General features: G+C 64.8%; 12 protein-coding genes. 6 read left to right on the top strand and 6 right to left on the bottom strand.

All coding sequences use genetic code 11. The features are described 5' to 3' along the window. Positions 1-11: 11 nt before the first annotated feature. The gene (locus AC0IYS_RS20345; RefSeq protein WP_471706892.1) at positions 12-209 is read right to left on the bottom strand and encodes a hypothetical protein; all 198 of its coding nucleotides are present in this window, start codon (positions 207-209) and stop codon (positions 12-14) included. A gap of 248 nt (positions 210-457) precedes the next feature. Here AC0IYS_RS20345 and AC0IYS_RS20340 point away from each other — a divergent pair, with 248 nt between their 5' ends. The 5 genes from AC0IYS_RS20340 (at position 458) to AC0IYS_RS20320 (ending at position 8232) form a co-directional block, all read left to right on the top strand. Continuing rightward, complete coding sequence (locus AC0IYS_RS20340; RefSeq protein WP_471706891.1) at positions 458-2470, top strand: ATP-binding protein; 2013 nt, start codon at positions 458-460, stop codon at positions 2468-2470. Between the two features lie 123 nt (positions 2471-2593). Continuing rightward, the gene (locus AC0IYS_RS20335) at positions 2594-5566 is read left to right on the top strand and encodes a glycoside hydrolase family 2 protein (RefSeq protein ID WP_471706890.1); all 2973 of its coding nucleotides are present in this window, start codon (positions 2594-2596) and stop codon (positions 5564-5566) included. 37 nt (positions 5567-5603) lie between these two features. Beyond that, complete coding sequence (locus AC0IYS_RS20330) at positions 5604-6245, top strand: TetR/AcrR family transcriptional regulator (protein WP_471706889.1); 642 nt, start codon at positions 5604-5606, stop codon at positions 6243-6245. 118 nt (positions 6246-6363) lie between these two features. Then, positions 6364-7209 carry an oxidoreductase gene (locus AC0IYS_RS20325; RefSeq protein WP_471706888.1) on the top strand — a complete coding sequence of 282 codons (846 nt, stop codon included), beginning with the start codon at positions 6364-6366 and terminating at the stop codon, positions 7207-7209. 21 nt (positions 7210-7230) lie between these two features. Further along, positions 7231-8232, top strand: a complete 1002-nt coding sequence (locus tag AC0IYS_RS20320; protein WP_471706887.1) for an NADP-dependent oxidoreductase — start codon at positions 7231-7233, stop codon at positions 8230-8232. A 7-nt stretch (positions 8233-8239) separates the two neighbouring features. Here the strand turns inward: AC0IYS_RS20320 and AC0IYS_RS20315 are convergent, their stop codons facing one another. The 3 genes from AC0IYS_RS20315 to AC0IYS_RS20305 are packed head-to-tail and all read right to left on the bottom strand — an operon-like array spanning position 8240 to position 10967. Next, complete coding sequence (locus AC0IYS_RS20315) at positions 8240-9574, bottom strand: MFS transporter (protein ID WP_471706886.1); 1335 nt, start codon at positions 9572-9574, stop codon at positions 8240-8242. A gap of 40 nt (positions 9575-9614) precedes the next feature. After that, positions 9615-10271, bottom strand: a complete 657-nt coding sequence (locus AC0IYS_RS20310; RefSeq protein WP_471706885.1) for a 4-carboxy-4-hydroxy-2-oxoadipate aldolase/oxaloacetate decarboxylase — start codon at positions 10269-10271, stop codon at positions 9615-9617. Positions 10272-10295: 24 nt separating this feature from the next. Then, the gene (locus tag AC0IYS_RS20305; protein ID WP_471706884.1) at positions 10296-10967 is read right to left on the bottom strand and encodes an RraA family protein; all 672 of its coding nucleotides are present in this window, start codon (positions 10965-10967) and stop codon (positions 10296-10298) included. Between the two features lie 87 nt (positions 10968-11054). On the opposite strand from AC0IYS_RS20305, the gene AC0IYS_RS20300 reads away from it, so the two are divergent. Next, a complete protein-coding gene (locus AC0IYS_RS20300; protein WP_471706883.1) occupies positions 11055-11951 on the top strand; it encodes a LysR family transcriptional regulator in 897 nt (298 codons plus the stop codon). A 23-nt stretch (positions 11952-11974) separates the two neighbouring features. Here AC0IYS_RS20300 and AC0IYS_RS20295 read toward each other — a convergent pair whose 3' ends face one another. Beyond that, entirely contained in the window at positions 11975-12244 is a 270-nt protein-coding gene (locus tag AC0IYS_RS20295) for a Crp/Fnr family transcriptional regulator (RefSeq protein ID WP_471706882.1), read from the bottom strand. 62 nt (positions 12245-12306) lie between these two features. Beyond that, positions 12307-13023, bottom strand: coding sequence for a succinate dehydrogenase iron-sulfur subunit (locus AC0IYS_RS20290; protein WP_471706881.1), 717 nt, complete (start codon positions 13021-13023; stop codon positions 12307-12309). Positions 13024-13038: the final 15 nt, after the last annotated feature.

The following is a 13038-nucleotide window of genomic DNA, read 5'->3' as shown; positions in this document are numbered from 1 at the left end:
GGGTGGGGAGATTATTTCGATTTCGAGCCGGAGGAAGATTTGCCGGCGGCCGGTTTTGCCGACGATGCGCCGGCAGATGACTTGCCGCCGGACGTGGCCGACTGGCTGTTGCCTTTGCCGGTGCTGCTGTTGCCGGAGTTTTTGGCGGTGCCGGTTTCTTCCACCTTGCTGTTGCCCCCGTTTTTGCCGCCTTGGGTTGGTTTGCTCATCATTGTCTCCTGGATGGTTCGATGTGAATCGGATTGTTGTAACCTGAAGTTAGCAATGGAAAAGCTTTGCTATGGGAATATAGTAGGCGCGCGCTCTACAATTCCCTGTAGGAGTGTTGCCTGTGTCCGTGTAGGCCGCGTCGCCCATCGGTTTGCCGACGGCGAATGCTACAATCTTGGTTACTTTCCCTTCAATATCCGGGTTCGCCGTTTGGGGCTTGGGACCAGCATTCCGTATAGAAATTCGCATGACGCTCGATACCTCCCTGATTGTGCAGTCCCTGCCATTTGCCATTCTGGTGCTCGACGCGACGCCGGACTATGTCATCCGGCAGGCTTCCGACGAGTACCTGGCGGCAACCTTGACCAAGCGTTCCGATTTGATCGACCGCCCGCTGTTCGAGGCGTTCCCCGCATCGGGCGCGGACGCCGACGGCCCCGCGCGGCTGCGCGCGTCGCTGGAGCAGGTGCTCGCCACGGGGCTCACGCACGCGATGGAGGTGCAGCGCTATGACGTGCCGGACCGCGATGGCGACGGCTTCATCGTCAAGTATTGGCTGCCGACGAATATTCCGGTGCGCGGCGAGGACGGCCGCGTGCGCTTCATCCTGCACCGTGTCTACGACCTGACGGCGATCCTCGCCAGCGAGGACGGGCAGGGCGTGGGCAGCCAGCCGGCGCACCTGACCCGTTCGCTGCAGGACTTGCGGCAGCTGGCCGAACTGATGCGCGAGGGGGAGGGTCGGCGCCGCAACGCCGAGGCGCGCGCGACCGAGGCCGGCGAACGGCTCGAACTGGCCGTCGCCGCTGGCGAGCTGGGCACGTTCTACTGCCCCATGCCGCTGGGGAAGATCTTCTGGAACGACAAGTGCAAGGAGCATTTCTTCCTGCCAGAGGACGCCGAGGTCGATTTCGATGTGTTCTACAGCCGCATCCATCCAGACGACCGCGAGCACACCCGCGCGGCGGTCGACGCCAGCGTGGTGGACAAGAAAGGATACGACGTCGACTACCGCGTGCTGGCGCCGGACGGACGAGAGCGCTGGCTGCGCGCCAAGGGCCGCACCTATTACGACCGCGACGGCGCGCCGACGCGCTTCGACGGCATCACCATCGACATCAGCGACACCAAGCGCATCCAGGACGAGCTGGCGCGCAGCAACCAGCAAAAGGACGACTTCCTGGCCATGCTGGCGCACGAGCTACGCAATCCGCTGGCGCCGATCACGGCCGCCGCCGATCTGTTGGCGATGGCGCCGCCCGACCCGGCCCGCATCGCCCGCATGAGCGAGGTGCTGTCGCGCCAGGCGCGGCACATGTCGGCCATGCTCGACGACCTGCTCGACGTCTCGCGCGTAACGCGCGGCGTGGTCGAGCTGAACAAGACCGTGATCGACTGCAAGCAGGTGGTCGCCGCCGCGCTGGAGCAGGTCAACCCGCTGATCGAGACGCGCGGCCACAAGGTGAGCACGCAGATCACCTACGAGCAGGCGCAAGTGGTCGGCGACGAAAAACGGCTGGTGCAGGTGCTGGCCAATCTTCTCAACAACGCGGCCAAGTACACGCCGGCCCGGGGTGCGATCGAGCTGGCGCTGCGGATCGACGGCGGCGAGGTGGTCGTCACGGTGGCCGACAACGGCGCCGGCATCGCCACGGATTTGCTGCCGCATGTGTTCGAACTGTTCGTGCAAGGTGCGCGCACGCCGGACCGGGCGCAGGGCGGTCTCGGACTGGGACTGCCGCTGGTCAAGAGTTTGGTCGGGTTGCACGGCGGGCGCGTGGTCGCCAGCAGCGGCGGCCCCGGCGCCGGCAGTGTGTTCGAGGTGCGGCTGCCGCGCCATCAAGTGGCCGATGCGGGCGACGGCACCACGGGCGGCCTGGTGCCGCAGTCGGGAAAGGCGTTGCGCATCGTGGTGGTCGACGACAACGCCGACGCCGCGTGGACCCTGGCCACCTGCCTGCGGGCGGTCGGCCACAGTGTCGAGGAGATGACCAACCCGCGCGCGGCGCTGGCCATCCCGGCGGACAGGGTGCCGGACGTGTTCCTGCTCGATATCGGCATGCCCGACATCGACGGCCACGAACTGGCGCGCCGCCTGCGCGGCCAGCCGCACACGGCGGGCACGCGGCTGATCGCCGTCACCGGCTACGGCAACATCGAGGAAAAGGCCGGCGGCAAGGGCGACTTCGACCGCTATCTGGTCAAGCCGGTTAATTTCGGCAAGTTGATGCAGCTACTGGAAGATGTGATGACGACGTAAGGCCAGCGCTTTGCTCAGCTTGTTGATCAATGCGCGCGTAAGGCTTTTAAGAGGGATCTAAAATGCTAAGATTTTAGTGATGGTCCGCTTTATCTGGACGCATCCCCATCACTGAAAGCGCATATGACCCGTCGACGTTGCCCGGCCATGACCCTGCCGGCGTTTCTGATCACCTGCTGCATCGCGCTGCCGCTCCCGGTACTGGCCGAACGCCTGACCTACAACTTCAATGCCGACTGGCGCCTGGCCGTCGCCGATCCGGCCGAGGCGGCGAAAGCCGATTTCGACGACCAGGCGTGGAAGCCCGTGACCCTGCCGCGCGCCTGGAACGAGGACGACGCCTTCGCCAGGGACATCGTCGACCAGTCGACCGGCGTGGCCTGGTACCGCAAGCGCTTCACCCTGCCGGCGGGGGCGCGCGGACAAAAGGTGTTCCTGGAGTTCGAGGGCGCGCGCCAGGCGGCCGAAGTGTACGTCAACGGCAAGCGCATGGGCTTGCACGAGAACGGCATCAACGCCTTCGCCTTCGACATCACCGCCGCGCTGGTCGACGGCGAGAACACGGTGGCGGTGCGCACCGATAACAGCTGGGACTACCGCGAGAAGGCCACCGGCCAGCGCTATCAATGGTCGGACAAGAACTTCAACGCCAACTACGGCGGCCTGTCGAAGAACGTGCGACTGCATGTGACGGACAAGCTGTATCAGACCTTGCCGCTGTATTCGAGCTTGGGCACCACCGGCGTCTATGTGTACGCGAGCGACTTCGATATCCCGGGACGCCGGGCGACGGTGACCGCCGAAGCGCAGGTGCGCAACGACTATGCACAGCCACGCAGCTTCACCTACGAGGTGCGCATACGCGACCGCGAAGGCCGGCAGGTTGCCGCTTTCGGTTCGCCGGCGCAGACGCTGGCGCCCGGGGCTACGACGGTCGTCAAGGCCAGCGCGCCGGTCAAGGGCTTGCATTTCTGGAGCTGGGGCTACGGCTACCTGTACGACGTGCAGACCATCCTCAAGGTCGACGGCAAACCGGTCGACGATCTGGTGACGCGCACCGGTTTCCGCAAGACCGGTTTCGCCGACGGCATGGTCAAGCTGAACGACCGCGTGCTGCAGATGAAGGGCTACGCGCAGCGCACCTCCAACGAGTGGCCGGCGGTCGGCATGTCGGTGCCGGGCTGGCTGAGCGACTACAGTAACGGTCTGGCGCTGGCCAGCAACGCCAACCTGATACGCTGGATGCACATCACGCCATGGAAGCAGGATGTCGAATCGCTCGATCGTCTGGGGCTGATGCAGGCGATGCCGCCGGGCGATTCGGAGGCCGACGTCACCGGCCGGCGCTGGGAGCAGCGCATTGAGGCCATGCGCGACGCGATTGTCTACAACCGCAATAGCCCGAGCATTATCTTCTACGAGAGCGGCAACCGCGGCGTGAGCGAGCCGCACATGCTGGAGATGAAGGCGCTGCGCGACCAGTTCGACCCGCACGGCGGCCGCGCTTCCGGCAGCCGCGAGATGCTCAGCGCGCGCCTTCAGCAGGTGGCTGAATACGGCGGCGAGATGCTGTACGTGAACAAGAGCGCGCGCATACCGATGTGGGCGATGGAGTATTCCCGCGACGAGGGCGCGCGCAAGTTCTGGGACGATCTGACGCCGCCATTCCACAAGGACGGCGACGGTCCGCTGTACAAGGGGCAGGACGCCAGCGTCTACAACCGCAACCAGGACACGCACGCGATCGAAAACGTCAAGCGCTGGTACGACTACTGGCGCGAGCGGCCCGGCACCGGCACGCGCGTGTCGTCGGGCGGCGTCAATATCGTTTTCTCGGACAGTAACACCCACCATCGCGGCGCTGAAAATTACCGCCGCAGCGGCGAGGTCGATGCGATGCGCATTCCCAAGGACGGCTTCTACGCGCACCAGGTCATGTGGGACGGCTGGGTCGATGTCGAGAAGCCGCGCGCCCATATCGTCGGTCATTGGAACTACGCCGCCGGCACCACCAAGGCGGTGACGGTGATCTCCAGCGCCGACAAGGTGGAGTTGCGCTTGAACGGCAAGCCGCTTGGGCAAGGGCGCCAAAGCGAACGTTTTTTGTTCACCTTCGACGACGTCGCGTGGCAGCCGGGCGAGCTGAAAGCGGTGGGCTTCGATGCCGCCGGCAAGCAGGTGTGCGAAGCCGTGCTGGCGACGGCCGGCGCTCCGGCCGCGCTTAAACTCACGTCGATCACGTCGCCGTCCGGCCTTCAGGCCGACGGCGCCGACCTGGCGCTGGTACAGGTGGAGGTGGTGGACGCGCAGGGCCGCCGCAACCCCGTGGCGCTGGATACCGTCAGCTTCGATCTGCAAGGGCCGGCCGAATGGCGCGGCGGCATCGCGCAGGGACCGAACAACCACGTGCTGGCCAAGACCTTGCCGGTGGAGGGCGGCGTGAACCGGGTGCTGATCCGCAGCGCCACGCGGGCCGGTAAAATCGTCGTACGCGCCACCGCGCCCGGTTTGGCGGGCGCCGAACTGGCGCTGGACTCACTGCCGGCGGCGTCGGTCAACGGTTTGTCGAAGCGTTTGCCGGGCACGAACCTTCCCGTGTATCTGGAGCGCGGGCCGACACCGGCCACGCCGTCGTACAAGGTAACGCGGGTGGCCGTGCGGCCGGCGTCGGCCGAAGCGGCCAGCAACGCGGCCGATGTCGCCAACTCCTACGACGATGACGAAACCACCAGGTGGGTCAGCAAGCCGGGGGAGGGCGCGCCGTCCATCACCTACCGGCTGGCGCAAGCGGCCACCTTGAGCGAGATCGCGATGAAGCTGTCGGGCTGGCGCGAACGCAGCTACCCGCTCAGGATTTCCGTCGATGGCGAAGTGGTTTTCTCCGGCATGACGCCGAAAAGCCTGGGCTATGTGACCTTGCCGCTCAAGCCGCGCCTGGGCAGCGTGGTTAAGGTGGAGCTGAACGGCGTGGCCGAGGAGGGCAACGCCGTCAAGATGACGGAGGTGGCGAACCAGGCGATCGTCGACACCGGCGCCAACACCACGCCGAAAGGGGTGTTGTCCATCGTCGAAATCGAGTTTTACCGGGCCCCGTGAAGCTGCGCCCGCTTGGCGCTTTTCCTCAAAGTGGTATATGATGATCGTCATGCAGAAGGAAAAATCGACCAAAGCGGCGGCGAAAGCCAAGGCGCCACAGTTGCGTGCGACGCAGGCGCGCAAGGAAGTGACGCACGAGCGCATTGTGGACGTGGCCGCGCGGGCGATACGCCGCAGCGGCTACGACGGCACCGGGGTGGCCGACATCATGAAGGAAGCCGGCCTGACGCACGGCGGTTTCTACGCGCACTTCGCCTCGCGCGAGGCGCTGCTGGCCGAGGCGGCCGACCGCGCCCGCGCCGAAGCGCTGGGGTGGACGGCCCAGGTCTTCGAGGCCGCGCCCAAGGGGCAGGGCTTGCAGGCGTTGATGCAGGCGTATCTGTCGGACGAACATTTGAACGGCGTCGAACGGGGCTGCGCGGTGTCCGCGCTGGGCTCGGAGATGCACCGCCAGGCGCCGGAAGTGCGGCACGTGGCCACCCAGCACATCCAGCAGTTGATCGATATCGTGGCAAAACAGATACCGGAGGGCGGCGATCGCAGTGCCCACGACGAGGCGATGGTGAGGATCAGCGCAATGGTCGGTACGGTGGTGCTGGCGCGCGCGGTGGACGATCCGGCGCTATCGAAATCGCTGCGCGAGGCGGCGTTCAAGTATTTTTCACCGGTGGATGACTAAAGGTCGTCCACCAAGCGGCAGCCGTGACGGCCGTTTTTTTTAAACCATAATATGATGATCGTCATATTTTATTTTCGCACCAGCCGTCTAGCAATGGGCACACAATGAGGGAATCACCATGAACAGCAAGATTGCAATCGTTACCGGCGCCTCGTCGGGAATCGGCGAGGCAACGGCCCGGTTGCTGGCCCAAGCCGGCTATCAAGTCTACGGCACCAGCCGCAAGGGTACATCGGCATCGCAGCACGGGTTCGAGATGCTGGCGCTGGACGTCACCAGCGACGAATCGGTGGCGGCGCTGGTGGCCGAGGTAATGCGGCGGCACGGGCGCATCGACCTGTTGGTCAACAACGCCGGTTTCGGCGTGGCGCCGGCGGCGGCGCAGGAGAGCAGCATGGAGCAGGCGCAGGCCATTTTCGATACCAACTTCTTCGGCCTGGTGCGGATGACGCGCGCGGTGCTGCCGCACATGCGGCGCCAGCGCGAGGGACGCATCCTGAACATCAGTTCCGTGCTCGGGTTGGTGGCGATACCGTATGCGGCGCTGTATTGCGCCACCAAGCACGCGGTCGAAGCCTATCCGGAGTCGATGGACCAGGAACTGCGCACCCAGGGCGTGCGCGTGTCGCTGATCGAGCCGGCGTATGTGAATACGCCGTTCGACGCCAACCAGTTGCAGGCCGACGCCCAGCTGCCCGAGTACCGCGCGCTACGCGCCTCGTTGGCGGACTTCGTGAAGCAAGCGATGGCGAAGGCCGACCGCCCGGAGGTGGTGGCCGAGACGCTGCTGAAAGCGGCGCGCGACGCGCATCCGAAGGTGCGCTACACGGCGGGCGCGGTGGCCGCGCGCCTGCGGGCGCTGCGACGGTTCGCACCGGCCGCGCTGGTGGAGGCGGCGATACGCAAGGATATGAAGCTCGACTCGCAGCCGGCGGTGGGTCCTGTCGCCGCCGTGCTGGAATAAAAACGATCATCGGAGAGAGACATGAAGGCATTCATTATTGACCGTTACGGCAAGGCCGATGTGGTGCGCGCCGGCGAAATGCCCGAGCCGGAGCTGGGCGCCGACGACGTGCTGGTGCAGATCCACGCCGCCAGCGTCAACCCGCTGGACCTGAAAATCCGCGATGGCGAATTCAAACTGCTGCTGCCGTATCGCATGCCGCTCATCCTCGGCAACGACATGGCCGGCGTGGTGGTCCGGGTGGGCTCGGGCGTACGGCGCTTCAATGTCGGCGACGAAGTGTATGCGCGGCCCGACGACAACCGCATCGGCACGTTTGCCGAATACATCGCGATCAAGGAGGATGCGCTGGCGCTCAAGCCGAAGACGCTGACGATGGAACAGGCGGCGGCGATGCCGCTGGTGGCCCTGACCGCGTGGCAGGCGCTGGTCGAAAAAGGCCATTTGAAGAAGGGACAGAAGGTGTTGATACACGCCGGCACCGGCGGCGTGGGGACGGTCGCGATCCAGCTGGCCAAGCATCTGGGCGCCACGGTGGCGACGACCGCCAGCGCGGCCAACGCCGCCATGCTCGAACAGCTGGGCGCCGATATCGTCATCGACTACAAGAAGGATGATTTCTCGCTGCGGCTGCGCGACTACGATCTGGTGCTCGATTCGCAGGGCGGGGTGACGCAGAAAAAATCGCTGGGCGTACTCAAGCCCGGTGGGAAAGTCGTCGGCATCGCCGGGCCGCCGGACCCCGACTTCGCCAAGGCGCGCGGCGTGAACGCGCTGGTGGGCCTGGTGATGCGCATGCTCAGTTACGGCATCCGCAGCAAGGCCAGGGCGGCCGGCGTCAGCTACTCCTTCCTGTACATGCGCGCCAGCGGGGAGCAGCTGCGGCAGCTCGCGGAACTGATCGACGCCGGCGCCATCCGCCCGGTGATCGACCGCGTGTTCCCGTTCGCGCAGACCAGGGAAGCGTTGGCCTACGTTGAAACAGGCAGGTCGAAGGGGAAGGCCATCATCAAGGTACGATAACCCTGGATTACTGACGCAACTTCAACGGCTCCGAAATCGTCAGCACCACCAGGAAGGTGAGGCACGATATCGCGGCCATGAAGCCGAACACATAGTCCCAGCCCAGGCTATCGAGCAGCATGCCGACGATCCACGGGGTGGCGGCGCCGCCCAGTTGTCCGCCCATGTTCACCACCGCGTTCGCGGTGGGGAACTTCTCCTTTGAGACGAACGCCATCGGATACACCATGTAGGCTGAGTAGCCTATGCTCAGCAAGATCCCGGTCAGGAACAGCAGGAAGCCATAGGTGACCGGGTCTGCCGGCGCGTTGATCAAGACGTACATCATGATGGCCGTCGACGCTGCGGAAATCAGCATGCCCGGTTTGCGGCGCTTGTCGAGTACACGGTCGGCGAACAGGCCGCCGAGGATGTTGCCGACCACCGCGCCGACCCAGGGCGCCGCCGCCACAAAGCCCATATTCATCACCGAGAAGTTCTTGACCGTCAGCAGATACGTCGGTATCCATGCCAGCAGCACGCTGGAAATACCCAACTGGCAGCAGTAGCCCAGCGCGCAGCCGATGATGTTCCACGATTTGAGCACGCCGCCGGTGGTGTCCAACACCTTTTCGTCGCGCACGCGTATCAGTTTGTCGAGCCATGGAATCGGTTTCGACGCGGCGCCCTGGCTGCGGCTATTGCCGCCGACGCCATCGTCGGTGATGCACGCCAGTTCCGCGCTGTTGACGAAGCGGCTCTCCGATGGCTGGTTGGCGACCAAAAAATACCACAGCACCGACAGGAAAATGCCGGGGATGGCGAACAGGATGAACACCTCTTTCCATCCCCATGCGGCGATGATCGCGGCGCCGAGGATGGGCGTAATCACCGGACCGAATTTGACGGATGACAGGAAGATGCCGGTGGCCGTGCCTTTTTCACGCGCCGGGAACCAGTTGTTGATGGTGGAGGTGACGCCGATCGGCAGTGGTCCTTCGGCCACTCCCAGCGCGAGGCGGCAGACTTTCAACGCCAGGAGGGAACCGACCATGCCGGTCAGCCCGGTGGCGATCGACGTCAGTATCATCGAGATCGTGAACACCTTGCGGATACCGAACCGCGACAGCAGCCAGGCCGATGGCAGCTGCGCCAGTCCGTAGGCGATCAGGAACAGGCTGACCAGGCCACCGGCTTCGGTATTGGTCATCGCAAATTCCTTGCGCAGGAAAGGCAGGGCGACGCCAAGGTTGGCGCGGTCGGCGGCGGCGATGGTGTAGATGACGAAGAACAGCGCGGCGACGAACCAGCGGTATTTCGTTGGACGAACGGTGCCCTCCACCGTCATGGATTTGCTATGCATGATGTCTCCTGGTTTGTTGTGTTTTTATGGATCGCTGGGATTAGCGCAAATTCAGGCGCTGCAACGTCTCGGCAAGGTCCAGTAGATCGACGGTCGTGGCGCCGTTTCTGATCCGCTCGCGGTAGGCCGCTTCCTTTGCTTCGCGGGCGCGGCCCGCCGCGAGCACCGCGTCCGCGTCCTTGCGCGCCACGACCACCAGGCCGTCCTGGTCGCCGATGACGATGTCGCCCGGCTGGATTTCCACGTCGCCGATAACGACGGGGACGTCGATGCGGCCCGGCTGGTGCTTGCCGGTGCCCTTGATCGACAGGCCGCGCGCGAACACGGGGAAGCCGGCGGCGATGATGGCGGCGGCGTCGCGCACGGCGCCGTTGATCACCAGTCCCGCAAGGCCCATCTTCAAGGCCTGCTCGGTGAAGACGTCGCCCCAAACACCGGCTTCGAGGAATCCCTTGGCGTCGACCACCAGCACGTCGCCCGGCCTGGCCTTGAGCATGGCGTAGTGCAGCATCAGGTTGTCGGCGGGGCGGGCGTCGACCGTGAAGGCGGGGCCGGCGACGCGCATGGCGGCGTCGATGGGTTTCATGCCGCTGTCGAGCGCACCTTTGCCGCCCTGGGCTTCGTGCACGGTGGCGGCGCCGAGCTCGCGCAAGCCGCGCAGGGTATCGAGACTGATATCGGGACTGATCTGGCTCATGGTGGGTGTCTCCTTTTCGTTGGTTTATGTTTGGGGCTGGCGTTGCAGCGTGTGATAGCCGAAGCGGCGGCGCGCTTCGCAAAGCGGCATGCCGTCCAGCGCGGCGGCGACGATGCGTTGTTCGATCTGCTGCATCGATAGCGCGCGCCCGATTACTTCGCATGCGCGGGCGGCGGGGACGACGACAACCCCATCCTGGTCCGCCACCACCAGATCGCCGGCGACGACGCGGATGTCGCCCAGGGTGACGGCGCCGCCGACGGCGTCGACCTGCACGCGGTCTTTGCCGGTGCGCATGAAGCGGCCGGCCGCGTACAGCGGGTAGCCTGCTTGGTCGGCTTCGGCGGTGTCGCGGCATACGCCATTGACGACGGTGCCGGCGATGCCGCGTCTGGCGGCGATCTGGCTCATGATCCCGCCCCAGACGGTGCAGTCGGTCCGGCCGCCGTTATCGAGCACGGCGACCGCGCCGGCCGGCATGTCGTCGAGGTAGTCGCCCACGGTTCCGGGGACGCTGGTGTCGACCGGCGCGAAGCGCACGGTGAAGGCGATGCCGACGATGTGCTTGGGACCGGCGATGGCGTGGATGCCAGGTGCGCTGCCGGGCAATTTGAAGAAATCGAGCGCGTCGGATATTTCGGCGGTCGTCAGGCCGCGTGCCTGCGCCAGCAATTCGGCGGTGATTGGATAGCTCATTGTTGTCTCCTTGTTGACCATGCAAGGAGTTTTATATAAAGTGATTTAGATATCAAACATCGATTATTGAGTCTAGGATCAATAAAAATGAACATAAAGACGATGCGGTACTTCTGCGAAGTGGTGGAGGCGGGTAGTGCGGCCAATGCCGCCGAACGCCTGTTTGTCGCGCCGACCGCCATCAGCATGCAGCTGGCGCAGTTGGAGTCGCAGCTCGGGGGAGAGTTGTTCGACCGCTCGCGGCGGCCGATGGCCCTGACGGACCTTGGGAAATTCTTCTACCCGCGCGCAAAGGAGCTGCTGCAGCAGATGTCGCGGCTCGATAGCGAGGCGCGCGGCATCGCCACCGGCAGCGGCGGCTGGCTGTCGATCGGATTCACGCGTTCGGCGACGTTCTCGCTGCTGCCCCGCGTGATACGGCGGTTTCGCGCGGCGTATCCGCAGGTGCAGCTCGACCTGGTGGAGGCGCTGTCCGAATACCAGCCGGCGCAATTGCGGCAAAACCGAATCGATGTAGGATTGTCGCGTTTCATCGGCGACTTCGAGGCGCCGGACGATCTGACGCACGCGGTCAAGCTGGATGATCCGCTGGTGGCTGCGCTACCGGTCCATCATCCGCTGGCGCGACGCAAATCGCTGACGGCAGCGGCATTGGCCGAGGTGCCGTTCATCCTGTATCCGAAAGATCCGCTCAGCCCCTTCGGGCAGCAGATCGTGGCAATATTGAAGGCTGCCGGCGGCGCCGAGCCGAAGGTCGCATATGGCGCGGTGGAGATCTACACCGCACTGGCGCTGGTGAGCGCGGGGCTGGGCGCGACCCTGGTGGGACGTTCGATCGCCGACAACAAGCGCAACGACGTTGCCTTCATCCCGGTGCGCGATATCCATTCCAGCACCACGGTGGTGGCGGTCACGCGCAACGGCGAAAGCAGTAAATTAGTCGCCGCCTTCCTGGACATCGTCCGCCAGAGCGAAAGCCCGTAAACGGTCCGGCTCGATGCTGTCTTCTATGAAGAAATGGCGATGGCCCGCAGGGCATCGGCGTCGAGTAACTCGATGCGGCGGTTCTGCACTTCCAGCAGGCCGGCCGCGCGGAACTGCGTCAGTTGACGGCTCACGCTTTCCAGCGCGAGACCCAGGTGGGATGCGATGTCGTCGCGCGACATGCGCAGTTCGAACGCCGCCGCCGGCGGCTCCGGCGCCTGGTGGCCGGTTGCCAGGTCCATCAAAAAAGCGGCCAGCCGCTGCGGCGCCTTGGCGTTGCCGAGCAATAGCATATTGCTTGAGGTGCTGGCGGCGCGCGACCGTGATCTGCGTCAAAATCCTCCGCTTCGCGCGACTAAATCATGCGCCGCACCAGCAAATCGCGGATCTCGCTGATTGCGGCGGCCGGATTGAGTCCTTTGGGACAGACGTCGGTGCAATTCATGATGGTACGGCAGCGAAACAGCCGATAGGCGTCGCTCAGATCGTCGAGCCGTTCCGACGGCGTGCTGTCGCGCGTGTCGGCGATGAAGCGATAAGCCTGCAACAGCCCGGCCGGGCCGACGAAGCGGTCCGGGTTCCACCAGAACGTTGGGCAGGCGGTAGAGCAGCATGCGCACAGGATGCACTCGTACAGGCCGTTGAGTTTGTCGCGGTCTTCCGGCGATTGCAGGCGCTCGCGGTCGGTCGGCGGATCGTCGTTGACCAGGTAGGGCTTGACCGAGTGGTACTGCTTCCAGAATTCGCTCAGATCGACGATCAGGTCGCGCACCACCGGCACGCCCGGTAGCGGGCGCAGCACGATGGGCTGGCGTGTGGTGGCGATCGGGGCCACGCATGCCAGGCCGTTCTTGCCATTGATGTTCATTGCATCCGAGCCGCACACACCCTCGCGGCATGAGCGGCGAAAGGAGAGGCTGTCGTCGACGTCGGCTTTGATATGCATCAGCAGATCGAGCACCATCGTGCCCTTGTAGCCGGCCTCCACGATGTAGTCCTGCATGCGCGGTGGCTCACCGGTGTCGGGGTCGTAGCGGTAGATTTTCAGGTGTACGGGGCCGTTTTGCGGCATAGGTCTCTCCCATTT

It is taken from the genome of Duganella sp. AC237 (assembly GCF_979254035.1).
Note: the sequence above shows the minus strand (reverse complement) of the source record. Positions and strands in the feature narration are given on the sequence as shown.